This window comes from Streptomyces sp. NPDC051921 (assembly GCF_040680975.1).
GTDB lineage: Bacteria > Actinomycetota > Actinomycetes > Streptomycetales > Streptomycetaceae > Streptomyces.
This window is the reverse complement of record NZ_JBFAXU010000001.1, coordinates 396,125-411,513: the sequence shown is the minus strand read 5'-3', so window position 1 is coordinate 411,513 and position 15,389 is coordinate 396,125. Positions and strand designations below refer to the sequence as shown.

The 15,389-nt window shown below is 73.9% G+C and carries 10 protein-coding genes; 3 read left to right on the top strand and 7 right to left on the bottom strand.

Annotation, left to right across the window (positions count from 1 at the left end; all coding sequences use genetic code 11):
* Positions 1–153: 153 nt before the first annotated feature.
* The 3 genes from AB0M16_RS02045 to AB0M16_RS02035 all read right to left on the bottom strand — a co-directional run bounded on the left by AB0M16_RS02045 (position 154) and on the right by AB0M16_RS02035 (position 7,680).
* A complete protein-coding gene (locus tag AB0M16_RS02045) occupies positions 154–3,195 on the bottom strand; it encodes a protein kinase (protein WP_365337675.1) in 3,042 nt (1,013 codons plus the stop codon).
* 75 nt (positions 3,196–3,270) lie between these two features.
* Entirely contained in the window at positions 3,271–5,832 is a 2,562-nt protein-coding gene (locus AB0M16_RS02040; RefSeq protein ID WP_365337673.1) for a protein kinase, read from the bottom strand.
* Between the two features lie 141 nt (positions 5,833–5,973).
* Positions 5,974–7,680, bottom strand: coding sequence for a glycerol-3-phosphate dehydrogenase/oxidase (locus AB0M16_RS02035; RefSeq protein ID WP_365337671.1), 1,707 nt, complete (start codon positions 7,678–7,680; stop codon positions 5,974–5,976).
* A gap of 264 nt (positions 7,681–7,944) precedes the next feature.
* Here AB0M16_RS02035 and AB0M16_RS02030 point away from each other — a divergent pair, with 264 nt between their 5' ends.
* A complete protein-coding gene (locus AB0M16_RS02030; RefSeq protein WP_365337669.1) occupies positions 7,945–9,207 on the top strand; it encodes a nucleotide sugar dehydrogenase in 1,263 nt (420 codons plus the stop codon).
* Between the two features lie 121 nt (positions 9,208–9,328).
* A complete protein-coding gene (locus tag AB0M16_RS02025) occupies positions 9,329–9,826 on the top strand; it encodes a hypothetical protein (RefSeq protein WP_365337667.1) in 498 nt (165 codons plus the stop codon).
* A 104-nt stretch (positions 9,827–9,930) separates the two neighbouring features.
* On the opposite strand, the gene AB0M16_RS02020 is transcribed toward AB0M16_RS02025, so the two are convergent.
* From AB0M16_RS02020 to AB0M16_RS02005, 4 genes are all read right to left on the bottom strand, one after another.
* Positions 9,931–11,055, bottom strand: coding sequence for a GuaB3 family IMP dehydrogenase-related protein (locus tag AB0M16_RS02020; RefSeq protein ID WP_365337665.1), 1,125 nt, complete (start codon positions 11,053–11,055; stop codon positions 9,931–9,933).
* A 106-nt stretch (positions 11,056–11,161) separates the two neighbouring features.
* The gene (gene guaB / locus AB0M16_RS02015) at positions 11,162–12,661 is read right to left on the bottom strand and encodes an IMP dehydrogenase (protein WP_365337663.1); all 1,500 of its coding nucleotides are present in this window, start codon (positions 12,659–12,661) and stop codon (positions 11,162–11,164) included.
* A 139-nt stretch (positions 12,662–12,800) separates the two neighbouring features.
* Positions 12,801–13,403: a sigma-70 family RNA polymerase sigma factor gene (locus AB0M16_RS02010; protein ID WP_365337661.1), complete on the bottom strand. Its 603-nt coding sequence runs from the start codon at positions 13,401–13,403 to the stop codon at positions 12,801–12,803.
* Positions 13,404–13,649: 246 nt separating this feature from the next.
* Complete coding sequence (locus AB0M16_RS02005) at positions 13,650–14,261, bottom strand: response regulator transcription factor (protein WP_003948568.1); 612 nt, start codon at positions 14,259–14,261, stop codon at positions 13,650–13,652.
* A gap of 462 nt (positions 14,262–14,723) precedes the next feature.
* Here AB0M16_RS02005 and AB0M16_RS02000 point away from each other — a divergent pair, with 462 nt between their 5' ends.
* Positions 14,724–15,092, top strand: coding sequence for a WhiB family transcriptional regulator (locus tag AB0M16_RS02000; RefSeq protein WP_365337659.1), 369 nt, complete (start codon positions 14,724–14,726; stop codon positions 15,090–15,092).
* Positions 15,093–15,389 lie beyond the last annotated feature (297 nt).

The window sequence follows — 15,389 nt, the reverse complement described above, 5'->3', positions numbered from 1 at the left end:
GACGCGCGGACGGCCGGGCGGGCCGGAGGTCCGGGAGGGCAGGTCAGCGGGGCGCGGGACACGGTCTGAGAGGCCGCGGGGCGGGGCCGGCAGGGCGCGGGAACGGGTCGGCGGCAGACGGCGGGCGTCCGGCGAGCGGGCGGGCCGGCGGGCTCAGCGGGTGGCCCGGTACGCCTTCACCGCCTGGTCGTAGATCTCGGAGACCTTGTCCCGTTCGTTCTCCGGCCCGATGACCTGGACGACGTGATAGCGGCCGCCCTCGATCAGCGCCAGATTGCGCACGAAGACCTCACGCCCGGTGCTGTCCTGCCAGGTGAACTGGCCGACCGCCATGGCCTGTCGGCCGATGTCGATCCGGCGCAGCCCCGAGGCGCTGGACCAGGACGAGTCCCGCCAGGGCTGGAGCTCCCGCTCCTTCGTCCGCTGGTACGCCATCGGGTCGGAGCCGTTCGCCTGCACCGTGTCCCGGCCGGGCACCACGATCAGCGTGAAATCGCCGCCCGTGTAGCGCACTTGTCCGGCGTCGTTGATCGGGCTGCGCCGCCAGTCGCGCGGCACTCCGACCTGGAAGCCCTCCGGGTCCTTGCGCAGCACGTAGCCGGCGGCGAGCGCGGGGGCGGACGGGTCGGTGGCCGGCGGCGTGCCCGCGGGAGTCGTGGGCCGGGTGGACGGGCTCCCGGTGGCGGTCGGTGCCGTGCTCCGCGGTGGATTCTGCGTCGGCGAGCCGGACTTCGCCGGCGGCGTGGCCGAACGGCCGCCCTCCTCGCCCCGCTCGGGCATGAACCAGACCGCGTACGCGACCGCTCCGCCGAGCAGCAGGAGGACCAGGAGCAGCAGCGTGCGGCCCAGGGCGCGCGGGGATCCCGAGGGACGCCCCGGCGCCCGGGGGGCTCGCGGGGCGCGCTGCGGGATCTCCTCGTGCACGGGCACGTCGAAGTGCGGCGCGTCGACGTGCGCCGCGTCGGCACGGGGCGGGTACGCCGATCCGCGGGGGGCGCGCCCTCCCCTGCCCTGCCGGTGCCGACCGCCCGACGCGCCGCCGCGCCAGCGCCGCACCAACTCGCCGCGGCGGCGCACGATGGGCAGCTTGGTGGCGTCCGGGGACGGCAGCGGTACGACGCCGATCCCGGCCTCCGGCTCGGGCGCCGAGCGCACCAGGGAGCGCAGCCAGCCGCTCAGCTCCTCCACGTCGGGGCGCTCGGTGGGGTCCTGACGCAGCAGCGACTCCACGACGGGCCGCAGCGGACCGCATTCCTCGGCGAAGGCCGGCGGCTCGGCGCAGACCAGCTGCACCAACTCGGTGGCGCTGTCCTCGGGGTACGGGGCGTGGCCCTGGACGGACCGGTAGAGCAGCGCGCCCAGCGCCCACAGGTCGGTGGCCGGACCGATGGGCGGGGCCAGGCGCCAGTGCTCGTGCACCGGGCCCGCCTGCTCGGGCGCCCAGCGCTCGGTGACCGCGCCGACGACGGCCATCCGGGTCTGCCGGGCCCGCTCGGCGGCGAGCCGGGTCACCGGACCGCGGTACGCGTCGCCGGGGCCGTCCGGCGAGCGGGGCGCGGCGGCGGGCACGAGCGGCGGCTGGGGGGCCGCCGCGGTGTACCCGGCGGGCAGCGCGGGCAGCACGGGCCCCTGGCCCCCGCCACCGGCCGGGACGGAACGCCCGCCGTCGCGGGCGGCGTGCGGGCCGTCGCTCCAGGAACCGGAGAGGTACGCGCGCGGCGGCACGCCGTAGGTGCCGCCCGTCTCGTCGTCGGCGTCGTCTATGTCGTCGTCGTCCTCGCCCACCCGGGACCACCACTGCGGCTCCGGCGCCGCGGGCGGGCCCGCGGGCGGAGGCTCCGGCAGGGCCTCGGAAGACGGGGCATCCGACGACGGGGCATCGGACGGGCTCTCGGACGGGGTCTGCGGCGCGGGGCGCTGCACCGGAAGGGCCCCGGTCTCACCGATCCGCGCCGCGGCGCGCGCACCCGCGCGATAGGCGGCGATGGCCCCGGCGCGGGCCGCCCTCACGTCCGCGGCGGGCGGCACGGCGGGGATGGCGGGGGCGACCGGCGCGGGGGGCAACTCCGGACGGTCTGCACCGTGTCCGGGTCCGTACGGGGTGCCGCCGTCGGGGCCGTAGCCGGCTCGGGACGGGGGACCTGGCGTGGCGGGGGCGTTCGGCTCTGCGGCGCGGTCGCCGCCCCGGCCCGTCCAGTCGGCCCCGTCGTCCCCGGGCTCCGTACGAGTGGGCTCACGGGCGGCGGGCACGGAACCGTAGGGGACGGCGCCGGCCGGGCCGTCGACCGCGGGGATGCGGGCTCCCTGGCCGTAGGCCTCGGGGCCGTAGGAGTCGGGGCCGTAGGAGTCGGGGCCGTAGGAGTCGGGGCCGTAGGAGTCGGGGCCGTAGGAGTCGGCGGCTTCGTAGGCCTCGGAAGCCTCGTAGGGCTCGTAGGGCTCCGGCTCGTCGGCGCCGTGGGCCTCGTAGCCGCCATGCCCGCCGTCCCCGTCGTGCTCACCGTCCCCCTCGTGCTCCGCGTACCCGTCGTGCTCCGCGTACCCGTCGTGCTCGGCGTACGCCCCGGGCTGCTCGTAGGTCTCCCGCAGCTCGCCGTACGCCCCGTACGGCGGGCCCTCGTCCACCGGGACCGGGGCGTAGCCGCAGAGGGCCTCCTCGGCGGCGCCGGCGGCGAGGCCGGTGAGGACGACGCGGCCGTCCTCGCAGACCAGGACCGTGCGGGCGGTGACGTTGCGGTGGGTCCAGCCGTGCGCGTGCAGGGCGCGGAGGGCGGTGAGGAGGTCGGCGCCGATCTCGGCGGCCCGGTAGGGGGTGAGCGGCCCCTCCGCGAGGAGCTGGGAGAGCGGTGTGGCCGCGACGAACTCGCTCACTATCCACAGCGAGCCGGCCTCCGCGAACACGTCGAAGACCTGGTCGAGGCGCGGGTGGTCGGGGATCCGGGCGGCGGCCTGGGCCGCCTCGACGGCACGGCGCACGGCCGGGTCGGCCGGGCTGCGGGTGGCACGGCCGGGGCCCGCGTACGGCTCGTCGTCGACGAGCTCGGCATCGACGACCTCCGGCAGCGGCACCTGGCGGATGCGCACTTCCTGGCCGCTGTACGTGTCGAAGGCGCGCGTCTCGACGAGCTCGTCCGCGTCCGCCGACGGCAGGGGCAGGCGGTAGCGGTCCGCCAGCACTCTTCCCGCGTAGTCGTCCACGACGCCTCCCCACGCGCCCTACGTCCCCCGTGCCCCGCCCTCGCGGACGGGGCCTCTCACGATACGTGCCGCCTGTCAGTCCTTGGGGCTGAACGTGGCGAACGCGGTGTCCCGCAGCGTCTTGCACTCCGCGGCGTCCCACGCGTCGGCGCGGCAGCTCACCATGATCGAGTAGCCGTGCCCGGCGTCGACCTTGAAGCCCCGGTTGAGTATCCGGATCCGCTCGCCGTTCTGGGTGCGCTCGAACTCCCAGTCCGCGACGGTCGGGTAGCCCTTGTACGCGACCGGGTGGATGCCGATGTGCCGGTAGCCGTTGCTGGTCGCGGCGACCGCGGCCATCGCGGCGCGCCAGGCGGCGGCCGCGTCGTCCTTCGGGCTGTCGTTGAAGTCGACCTGGACGCGCGGGAACGCGCCCTTGGCGGCGTTGAAGATGCCGCCCGAGTTCTGGCCCGCTATGTCGGTCATCTTGAAGGACGCGGGCATCGCCATGGTGAAGTGGAAGCGGGCGTTGGTCACCATGACGTAGCCGGGGGGCAGCTGCGGCCCGCCGCCGCCACCGCCGGGCTGATCGCCGCCGGGCGTTCCCGACGGCGTGCTGCCGCTCTGGCCGCCGCTGTTGGCGCCCGGCTTGCCGCCGCTGCCCTGCTGGGACGGGTCGGTGGGCGACTTGTCCGTGTTCTGGCCGTCGGCGCCGCCGGACGCGCTGCCGGCCGAGGCGGTGGTGCCGCCGGACGTCTTGCCCTTGCTCTGGTCGGCGCCGTCCTGGCCGCCGCCGAGGGCGACGTAGAGGATCGTGCCGAGCAGCGCGACGAGCACGACCGCGGCGGTGATCACCAGGGTGCGGCGCGGGACGACGTCGGTGAGCGAGGCCTTGCTCGACGCCGGCCGGTCCGGGGTCCCCGCGCCGGTCCTGCGCTCGGGGGCCGACTTGGCCGCCGCGGCGGCGTTGCGCACCGACTTCAGGGCGCCCCGCATCCGCTCGGCGGCCGCTTCGGCGGTCTTCTCGCGGGCCGGCTTCTGCGCGGCGGGCTTGGCGGGGCCGCCGGCCGGCGGGCCCTCCGGGAGCGGGGGCAGCGGCACGACCCGGGTGGCCTCGGCGGAGGGCTCCGGCGGCGCCTCCGGTGCGTCGAGGACGGCGCGCAGCAGCACCCGCGCGCCGGCGTCGTCGAGCCGCTGCGCCGGGTCCTTGGCGAGCAGGCCGTAGATGACCTTCTCCAGCTCCGGGCCCGCGTTCTTCGGCGGGTCGACGGGCTCGGTCATCACCGCGGTGAGCGTGGCGATCGCGGAGCCCTTGTCGTACGGCGGGGTGCCCTCGACGGCCGCGTAGAGCAGGCCGCCGAGCGACCAGAGGTCGGCGGCGGGGCCGGGCTTGTGGCCGCGGGCGCGCTCGGGCGAGATGTACGAGGGGGCGCCGACGAGCATGCCGGTGGAGGTGATCGAGGGGTCGCCCTCGACCTGGGCGATGCCGAAGTCGGTGAGGACGGCCCGGCCGTCCTCGGCGATCAGCACGTTGGACGGCTTCACGTCGCGGTGGAGGATGCCCTCGCGGTGCGCGGAGCGCAGCACGTCGAGGATGGCGAGACCGACCTCGGCGGCGCGACGCGGGGTGAGCGTGCCGTCCTCGCGCACGGCCTCGGCGAGGGACTTGCCCTCGATGAGCTCCATGACGATCCACGGGCGGTCGTCCTCGTCGACGACGTCGTAGACGGTCACGGCGCCGTTGTTGCGGATCCGGGCGATGGCCTTGGCCTCGCGGAGGGTCCGGGTGATGAGGCGTCGCTTCTCGTCGTCGTCGATGCTGTTGGGGAAGCGCAGCTCCTTGACGGCGACGGTCCGGCCGAGCGTCTCGTCGACCGCGCGCCACACCGTGCCCATGCCGCCGCGGCCCAGGACCACGCCCAGCCGGTAACGTCCGGCGAGCAGCCGGCCCTCGGCCGACGGCGCGTCAGCGCGTCCGGTCCGCGCGCCGGTTCCGGTGGCGTCCGCACCGAACCCTGCGGCCGGCGCGGCTCCGTCGGTCGAGCCGCTGCGCCCGCTCTTCGCGAGTCCCACGCCCGCCCGCGGATCGCGCCCGCGCGCCCCGTCGGCGCCGCCGTCGACCGGCCGCGCGCCCACGGGCTTCACGTCCGCGGGCTTCACGTCCGCGGGCTTCACGTCCGCGGGCTTCGCCGCCTTCGGCTCGGCGTCCGCCGGCTGCTTCGTGAGCTGCGGCTTCGCGTCCCGCGGCGCCGCCGCGTCCGCGGAGCCGCCCGCCGGCGTGCCGGACGCGCCGGTCACCCGGGTGTCACCCGACGCCGCGACGGCGTCGGACCCACCCGGCGCGCCGTCCCGGTCCGCCGGTCCGGCCGCCGAGGCGTCCGCCCCGGAGGTTCCTTCCGGCTCCGCCGGGTCCGGCGCGGCCGCGGCCGCGACCGCGCGCGGCGCGTCCTCGGGCTCCGCCGACGCGGCGTCACCGACGTCCGCCGGCCCGCTCTCCGCCGTGCCCGAGGACCCGCCCGCGCGCGCCTCCACGTCCTCGTTCCGCTCCGCCGTGCGCGCCGCCGGGACCGTGCCCCGGTCGCCGTCGGTCGCGGCGCCCGCGGCGGCGTCCCGCCGGGGTGCCCGCCCCGTGTCCCGCGACTGCTCCGCCTCCGACATGCGTCCCCTCTGCGATCCCTGTTTCCCGCCCGCGTCCGGAGCTCCCGCGCAATGCGGCAACCCGCCCTGGAAGAGAGCTCATTGTCCCTCACTCCGGGACCGCCGGCTCCCCCGGGTCCGGAGTCCGAGAAGGCCCACCTGTCAGATGGGCACGATGTCCGGCGCTCCGAGGCGGGCCGCGTCCGCCGTCAGGTCGTCCGGCTGACGCTGCGACTCGCGCTCCGCCTCCACCCGTTTCTCGTAGTGCTCGACCTCCTTGGCGATCTGCTGGGCGTCCCAACCGAGCACCGGCGCCATGAGTTCCGCGCACTCGGGGGCGCTCAACGTGCCCCGGTCGAAGGTCTCGATGGAGATCCTGGTGCGCCGGGTCAGCACGTCGTCCAGGTGGCGCGCGCCCTCGTGCGAGGCGGCGTAGACGATCTCGGCCTTCAGGTAGTCCTCCGCGGCCGGCAGGGGCGCGGCGAGCGCCGGTTCGGCGGCGATCAGGTCGAGGATCTCCTCCGTCAGGGAGCCGTAGCGGTTGAGCAGATGCTCGACGCGGGCCACGTGGAGTCCGCTGCGGGCGGCGATTCCTGCCCGGGCGTTCCACAGCGCCCGGTAGCCCTCGGCGCCGAGCAGCGGGATGTCCTCGGTGACGCAGGCGGCGACGCGCTTGTCGAGCGCGTGGACGGCCTCGTCGACGGCGTCCTTGGCCATCACGCGGTAGGTCGTGTACTTGCCGCCGGCGACGACGACCAGGCCGGGCAGCGGGTGGGCGACGGTGTGCTCGCGGGACAGCTTGCTGGTGGCGTCGGACTCGCCGGCCAGCAGCGGCCGCAGTCCCGCGTAGACGCCCTCGACGTCGTCGCGGGTGAGCGGTGTGGCGAGCACGGTGTTGACGTGCTCCAGCAGGTAGTCGATGTCGGCGCTGGAGGCGGCGGGGTGGGCCTTGTCGAGGTCCCAGTCGGTGTCGGTGGTGCCGATGATCCAGTGGCGTCCCCAGGGGATGACGAAGAGGACGGACTTCTCGGTGCGCAGGATGAGACCGCTGGTGGAGTGGATGCGGTCCTTGGGCACGACCAGGTGGATGCCTTTGGAGGCCCGCACGTGGAACTGGCCGCGCTCGCCGATGAGGGCCTGGGTGTCGTCGGTCCACACGCCCGTGGCGTTCACGATCTGATGGGCCCTGATCTCGTACTCACCGCCGGTCTCCACGTCCTGGACCCGGGCACCGACCACCCGCTCGCCCTCGCGCAGGAAGCCGACGACCCGGGCGCGGCTGGCGACCTTCGCGCCGTAGCTCGCGGCGGTGCGCACGAGCGTGGTGACGAAGCGGGCGTCGTCCATCTGCGCGTCGTAGTACTGCAGGGCGCCGACGAGGGCGTCCTTCCGCAGGCAGGGGGCGACGCGGAGGGCCCGCCCGCGACTGAGGTGGCGGTGGACCGGGAGGCCGCGGCCGTGGCCCGAGGAGACCGACATCGTGTCGTACAGAGCGACGCCGGAGCCCGCGTACAGCCGCTCCCAGCCGCGGTGCTGCAAGGGGTAGAGGAACGGAACGGGTTTGACGAGGTGGGGGGCGAGGCGTTCGAGGAGGAGGCCGCGCTCCTTCAGGGCCTCGCGGACGAGGGCGAAGTCGAGCATCTCGAGATAGCGCAGGCCGCCGTGGATCAGCTTGCTCGACCGGCTGGAGGTGCCGGACGCCCAGTCGCGGGCCTCGACGAGGCCGGTGGAAAGGCCTCGGGTGACGGCGTCGAGAGCGGTGCCCGCGCCGACGACCCCGGCGCCGACGACCAACACGTCCAGTTCGTGCTCGGCCATGGCCGCGAGCGCATCGGCACGCTCGGCGGGTCCCAGTGTCGCTGTCCTCACCGTTCTTGCCTCCCGTCGTCCCCCGTCTTTCCCGCACGCGAACCGGGCCCCGTGTGGTCCGGCTCACCGTCGATTCTGTCCCGGCCCTCCGACTTCAGCCACCGCCTCGACCCCACCCTGTGGATAACACTCGGCGACCTTCGGCCCCACAATGCCGCATATCGGTCATATTTACGCCTAGTCTGACATTGCGTTCGTCCCCTTCGGTCCACAGGGCTTGCGCACCGCGTCCCCTCCGGCTACTGGGAAGGACGGCCCACCCCCATGCCCGCTGATCTCGCCGTCATCGGCCTCGGCCACCACGGACTCCCCCTCGCCCAGGCGGCCACCGCGGCCGGCATCACCACCGTCGGCTTCGACACCGACCCCCGCCCCCTCGCCGAACTCGCCGCCGGACGACCCCCCGTCGACGGCTCCCTCACCGCCGCCGAGATCCGCCGGATGCTCGCCAGCGGCTTCTCGCCCGCCGGCAACCCGGCCGAACTGGGCCGGGTCCGCACCGCCGTCATCTGCGCGCCCACCCCGCCCGGCCCCGACGGCGCGCTCGACCTCACCGCGGTCACCGACGCCGCCCGCGCCCTCGCCGCCCGGCTCCGCCCCCACACCACCGTCGTACTGGAGTCCCCGGTGCCGCCCGGCACCACCGAGGGCCCCCTGCGCGAGCTCCTCGAAGCCGGGTCGGGGCTGCGCGCCGGGCGCGACTTCCACCTCGCGTACTCCCCCGGCCGGCTCGACCCCGGCGGCCGCGGCCACGGCGGCGCCCACGGCGCGCACGCCCTCGCCGGCACGCCCAAGGTGATCGGCGGCCTGACCCCCGCCTGCACCGAGTCCGCCGCCGCCTTCTACGGCCGGCTCACCGACAAGGTGGTCCGCGCGCGCGGCCCGCGCGAGGCCGAGACCGTGAAGCTCCTGGAGACCAACTTCCGGCACGTCAACATCGCCCTCGTCAACGAGATGGCGGTGCTCTGCCACGAACTCGGCGTCGACCTCTGGGACGTCATCCGCTGCGCCGAGACCAAGCCCTTCGGCTTCCAGGCCTTCCGCCCCGGCCCCGGCGTCGGCGGCCACGGCGCGCCCGTCGACACCATCGGCGGCCACCGCCCGCTGCGCCTGGTCGAACTCGCCGGCCAGGTCAACGAGCGCATGCCGCAGTACGTCGTCCAGCGCTGCGCCACGCTCCTCAACGAGCACGGCAAGTCCGCCCGCGGCGCCCGGGTCCTGCTGCTCGGCGTCACCTACAAACCCGACCTCGCCGACCGGCAGGGGTCCCCCGCGGACGAGATCGCCCGCCGCCTCATGGACCTCGGCGCCGTCGTCAGCTACCACGACCCCTACGTCCCCGACTGGCGCGTCCGCGACCTGCCCGTCCCCCGTGCCGACTCCCTCTACGAGGCCACCGCCCACGCCGACCTGACGCTCCTCCTCCAGCACCACCGCACCTACGACCTCCAGGGCCTGGCGGTGAAGGCCCAACTGCTCCTCGACACCCGTGGCGCGACCCCGGCCGGAGCGGCGCACCGCCTCTGAAGGCCTCCCGGAGGCACCCTCCGTCCCCGGGAAAACCCCTGGGCGCCGTCACGGCGAGCTGCTAGCCTCCGGGCGCTTGATCGCACACTCGTGCGGCACCGTCCCAGGGGGATTCCTTTCCATGAGCCAGTCCGTTCCGCCGCCCGGCAACCCGTTCGCGCAGGGCGTCGAGCCCGGCCAGGCGCCGCTGCCGCCCGCGCCGCCCGCGCCCCCGGCCCGCTCCAACGCGGGGCTCGGCCTGGTGGCGGCCCTCGTCGCCGCACTCGTCGCGGGCGGCGTCTACGGCGCCGTCGCCGGCGGCATCGAGCGGGAGATCGGCTGGGCGGCCGTCGGCGTGGGCTTCCTCGTCGGCTTCGCGGCCGGCAAGGCCGGCGGCAACAACCCGGCCCTGCCGGTGGTCAGCGCCGTGCTCTCGCTCGGCGCCGTCTACCTCGGCCAGCTGCTCGCCCTGGCGATCATCCTCGGCAAGCAGCTGAACGCCTCGGCCACCGACATCGTCCTCGACCACTTCGACGTCCTGACGTCGCTGTGGAAGGAGGAGCTGGACCCTCTGACCTTCCTGTTCTTCGCGCTCGCCGCCTTCGCCGCGTTCAGCGGGTCGAAGAAGGCCGCCGCCTGAGCCGACCGGGCCCCGCCTGAGCCGACCGGGCCGCGGACGACGGGAAGGGCCCCGCACCACCCGGTGCGGGGCCCTTCCCCGTACGTACGCGTACGGCGCGGGTGTCAGCGCTTGTGCTGCGCGTCCGCGACCGTGACCTCCACGCGCTGGAACTCCTTGAGCTCGCTGTAGCCCGTGGTGGCCATCGCGCGGCGCAGGGCACCGAAGAAGTTCATCGAGCCGTCCGGGGTGTGCGACGGGCCGGTGAGGATCTCCTCGGTGGTGCCCACGATGCCCAGGTCGACCAGCTTGCCGCGCGGCACGTCCTCGTGGACGGCCTCCATGCCCCAGTGGTGGCCCTTGCCGGGCGCGTCCGTGGCACGGGCCAGCGGGGAGCCCATCATGACGGCGTCGGCACCGCAGGCGACGGCCTTCGGGAGGTCGCCCGACCAGCCCACGCCACCGTCGGCGATGACGTGCACGTAGCGGCCGCCGGACTCGTCCATGTAGTCGCGGCGCGCGGCGGCCACGTCGGCGACGGCGGTGGCCATCGGGACCTGGATGCCGAGCACGTTGCGGGTGGTGTGGGCGGCGCCGCCGCCGAAGCCGACCAGGACGCCCGCCGCGCCGGTGCGCATCAGGTGCAGGGCCGCGGTGTAGGTGGCACAGCCGCCGACGATGACCGGGACGTCGAGCTCGTAGATGAACTGCTTCAGGTTCAGCGGCTCGGCTGCGCCGGAGACGTGCTCGGCGGAGACGGTCGTGCCGCGGATGACGAAGAGGTCCACACCGGCGTCGACCACGGCCTTGGAGAACTGCGCGGTGCGCTGCGGGGAGAGTGCGGCGGCGGTGACCACACCCGAGTCGCGCACCTCCTTGATGCGCTGCCCGATCAGCTCCTCCTTGATCGGGGCGGCGTAGATCTCCTGCAGACGACGGGTCGCGGTGGCCTCGTCGAGCTCGGCGATCTCGTCGAGGAGCGGCTGCGGGTCCTCGTAGCGGGTCCACAGGCCTTCGAGGTTCAGCACGCCCAGGCCGCCGAGCTCACCGATGCGGATGGCGGTCTGCGGCGACACGACGGAGTCCATGGGGGCGGCCAGGAAGGGCAGCTCGAAGCGGTAGGCGTCGATCTGCCAGGCGATCGAGACCTCCTTCGGGTCCCGGGTGCGCCGGCTCGGTACGACGGCGATGTCGTCGAACGCGTACGCCCTGCGGCCGCGCTTGCCGCGCCCGATCTCGATCTCAGTCACGTTGTGTGGCCTTTCCCTCTGTGTCTGCGCCTACCAGTATCCCCGACACGTGCCGAGGGGGCGGTTCCGGCCACATGCCGGAACCGCCCCCTCACCCGAGCGCGGACTACTTCCTGCTGTAGTTCGGCGCCTCGACGGTCATCTGGATGTCGTGCGGGTGGCTCTCCTTGAGGCCCGCCGAGGTGATCCGGACGAAGCGGCCCTTGGACTCCATCTCCTCGATGGTGGCGGCACCCACGTAGCCCATCGTCTGGCGCAGGCCGCCGACGAGCTGGTGGACGACGGAGGCGAGCGGGCCCCGGTACGGCACCTGGCCCTCGATGCCCTCGGGCACGAGCTTGTCGTCGGAGGTGACGTCGGCCTGGAAGTAGCGGTCCTTCGAGTAGGACCGGCCCTGGCCGCGCGACTGCATGGCGCCGAGCGAGCCCATGCCGCGGTACGACTTGAACTGCTTGCCGTTGATGAAGAGCAGCTCGCCGGGCGACTCCTCGCAGCCCGCGAGGAGGCTGCCGAGCATCACCGTGTCGGCGCCGGCGGCGAGCGCCTTGCCGATGTCGCCGGAGTACTGGAGGCCGCCGTCGCCGATCAGCGGGACGCCCGCGGCACGGGCCGCGAGGCCCGCCTCGTAGATCGCGGTGACCTGCGGGACGCCGATGCCGGCGACCACGCGGGTGGTGCAGATGGAGCCGGGGCCGACACCGACCTTGATGCCGTCGACACCGGCGTCGATCATCGCCTGCGCGCCGTCACGGGTGGCGACGTTGCCGCCGATCACGTCGACGTTCACGCTCGACTTGATCTTCGCCATCCAGCTCAGGGCGTTGCTGTTGTGGCCGTGCGAGGTGTCGACGATGAGGAAGTCGACGCCGACGGCGGCGAGCGCCTGGGCGCGCTCCAGGGCCTCGGGGCTGGCACCGACGGCCGCACCGACGAGCAGGCGGCCCTCGGCGTCCTTGGCGGCGTTCGGGTACTTCTCCGCCTTGACGAAGTCCTTGACCGTGATGAGGCCCTTGAGGACGCCCTTGTCGTCGACCAGGGGCAGCTTCTCGATCTTGTGGCGGCGCAGCAGCTCCATGGCGTCCACACCGGAGATGCCGACCTTGCCGGTGACCAGCGGCATCGGCGTCATGACCTCGCGGACCTGACGGCTGCGGTCGGTCTCGAAGGCCATGTCGCGGTTGGTCACGATGCCGAGGAGCTTGCCGGCCGGGTCGGTGACGGGGACGCCGCTGATGCGGAACTTGGCACAGAGGGCGTCGGCCTCGGCGAGGGTGGCCTCCGGGTGGACCGTGATCGGGTCGGTCACCATGCCGGACTCGGAACGCTTGACCAGGTCGACCTGGTTCACCTGGTCCTCGACGGACAGGTTCCGGTGCAGCACGCCGACGCCGCCAAGACGAGCCATCGCGATCGCCATGCGGGACTCGGTGACCTTGTCCATCGCCGCCGAGAGCAGCGGGATGTTGACCCGGACGTTCCGGGAGATGCGGGACGAGGTGTCGACCGCGTTCGGGAGCACCTCGGAGGCACCCGGCAGCAACAGCACATCGTCGTAGGTCAGCCCGAGTGTCGCGAACTTCTCGGGCACTCCGTCGACGTTGGTCATGACACCTTCCCCAATGGCCTTGATCGGTGCGGATGTCCATGCTAACGGGCCGCAGCCGTGTCTCATTCCACGACCAAGATCAGCGGGAAGCTTTGGACGATCATACGTATACGTGAGGGACATGAGCCCCCCGCAACCCTTACTGCTCGGCCAGCGCCCGCAGTCGGCTCAGCGCACGGTGCTGCGCCACCCGGACGGCACCCGGGGACATGCCGAGCATCTGCCCGGTCTCCTCGGCGGTCAGCCCGACGGCCACCCGGAGGACGAGGAGCTCGCGCTGGTTCTCCGGGAGGTTCGCGAGGAGCTTCTTGGCCCATTCGGCGTCGTCGCTGAGCAGCGCCCGCTCCTCGGGCCCGAGCGAGTCGTCGGGCCGCTCGGGCATCTCGTCCGAGGGCACCGCCGTCGACCCGGGGTGCCGCATGGCGGCCCGCTGGAGGTCGGCGACCTTGTGCCCGGCGATGGCGAAGACGAAGGCCTCGAAGGGCCTGCCGGTGTCCTTGTAGCGCGGCAGCGCCATGAGGACGGCCACGCAGACCTCCTGGGCGAGGTCCTCCACGAAGTGACGGGCGTCACCGGGCAGCCGGTTCAGCCGCGTACGGCAATAGCGCAGGGCGAGCGGGTGCACGCGCGCGAGGAGGTCGTGCGTGGCCTGCTCGTCCCCCTCGACGGCACGGTGAACGAGGGCACCGATCTCCCCCTGCCCGGCGGGCACGGGCGACCCCACGGTCTCGTCGTCGCGCATCGCTCCATGGTGCCCCGGCGCCGCGTCGTTCGCGGCACCGCGTCCGTAGTTGTGCACCGAAGCGTTATGAGCAGGTGCGCCGGGACTCATCTCCTGCGCCCTCCCCTTCCGCTTGTCTTCCGCCGGCTCGCTCGTCTCGTCCCCGAGGAACTCCACGCCTTCAAGGATGCGGCATTCCGCGGGGAAGTGACACAAGCCCACCCCGTCCGCCCCGCGGCGGACGGGGATGCGACCGGTGGCCGCAGGTCAGCGGACCAGGCCCCAGCGGAATCCGAGCGCCACGGCGTGCGCCCGGTCGGAGGCGCCCAGCTTCTTGAAGAGGCGCCGGGCGTGGGTCTTGACCGTGTCCTCCGAGAGGAAGAGCTCGCGCCCGATCTCCGCGTTGGACCGGCCGTGGCTCATGCCCTCCAGGACCTGGATCTCGCGGGCGGTGAGGGTGGGGGCCGCACCCATCTCGGCCGAGCGCAGCCGGCGCGGGGCGAGCCGCCAGGTCGGGTCGGCGAGCGCCTGGGTGACGGTGGCCCGCAGCTCGGCGCGCGAGGCGTCCTTGTGCAGATAGCCACGGGCCCCGGCGGCGACCGCGAGCGCCACGCCGTCCAGGTCCTCGGCGACCGTGAGCATGATGATGCGGGCGCCGGGGTCCGCGGACAGCAGCCGGCGGACGGTCTCCACGCCGCCCAGGCCGGGCATGCGCACGTCCATCAGGATCAGGTCCGAGCGGTCCGCGCCCCAGCGGCGGAGGACTTCCTCGCCGTTGGCCGCGGTGGTCACGCGCTCGACGCCGGGCACGGTCGCGACCGCGCGGCGAAGCGCCTCTCGGGCAAGCGGGGAGTCGTCGCAGACGAGGACGGATGTCATGACTGACCTCCGCGACTCTCGCAGCTGAAGCGCGTCACCTTGAGCCTCCAGGGCTGGTACGTATCGTCACCTGTGCGGTTGACGCCCTCGGACACCTGCCCGAGCGCTTGTTCCTTCAACCGCCTCCGCACTCTCAACGATGGTCACTCGAAAGAGTTACGGGTCGGACGGCCGCCTTCGGCACTCTACGTGAGGGCCCGTAAGCGGAGGAGAGCGTCGCAGGTCATCCGTCCTTCGCTCCGAAGCTATGCCCCATTTAGCGGGTTTTCTTCCCTTTTCGCGGTGTCTGTGGCTAGATTCGCAATGAGTCATATTTACATCTACTCAGTCAGTAGTTGTACGGTCGGGTCGAACCCGCGAGAGCGGGTACCCGAGTCCCACAGGGGGCGAAGGGCCCCCATCGATCAGCCATCCACCCGCCCACCAAAATCCGTTCGACACGGTTTCAAGGGGACTAGCGCAATGGCAGATTTCTCCCGCCTTCCCGGACCCAACGCCGATCTGTGGGACTGGCAGCTCCTCGCGGCCTGCCGCGGGGTCGACAGCTCCCTGTTCTTCCACCCCGAGGGAGAGCGCGGCGCGGCACGGAGTGCGCGCGAGAACTCGGCGAAAGAGGTCTGCATGCGGTGCCCGGTACGCGCCGAGTGCGCGGCACACGCGCTCGCCGTACGGGAGCCCTACGGCGTCTGGGGCGGCCTCACCGAGGACGAACGCGAAGAGCTCATGGGCCGGGCTCGAAACCGCCTGGTCACGACGACGGCCGCGACCGCGGCCCCAGCCGCCGCGACCCGGGCGTCGGCATCGAGCTCGGCAGGCGTGGCCCACGCCTGAAGGAACGTTTTTGCTCCGTGATCTGACGGAGTGACACGACGGGCCCGGTCGCCGCGCCGTACGCGGCCCGGGGGCGTGCGGCGCGCGGCCCCGGCGCGGCCCGGCGCACACACACGCCGCGTCCCGGCGCGGCCCGGCGCACACACACGCCGCGTCCCGGTGCGGTGCGGCCGTCACCCGGACGGCCCGACCCCGAGCGCCCGGACGGCCCCGGCCCGAGCCGGGGATGCCCCCCGAACGGCGCCGTGGCGGCCCCCCGGACGCACACGGACGGGCGCAGCACCTTCACTCCGTCGG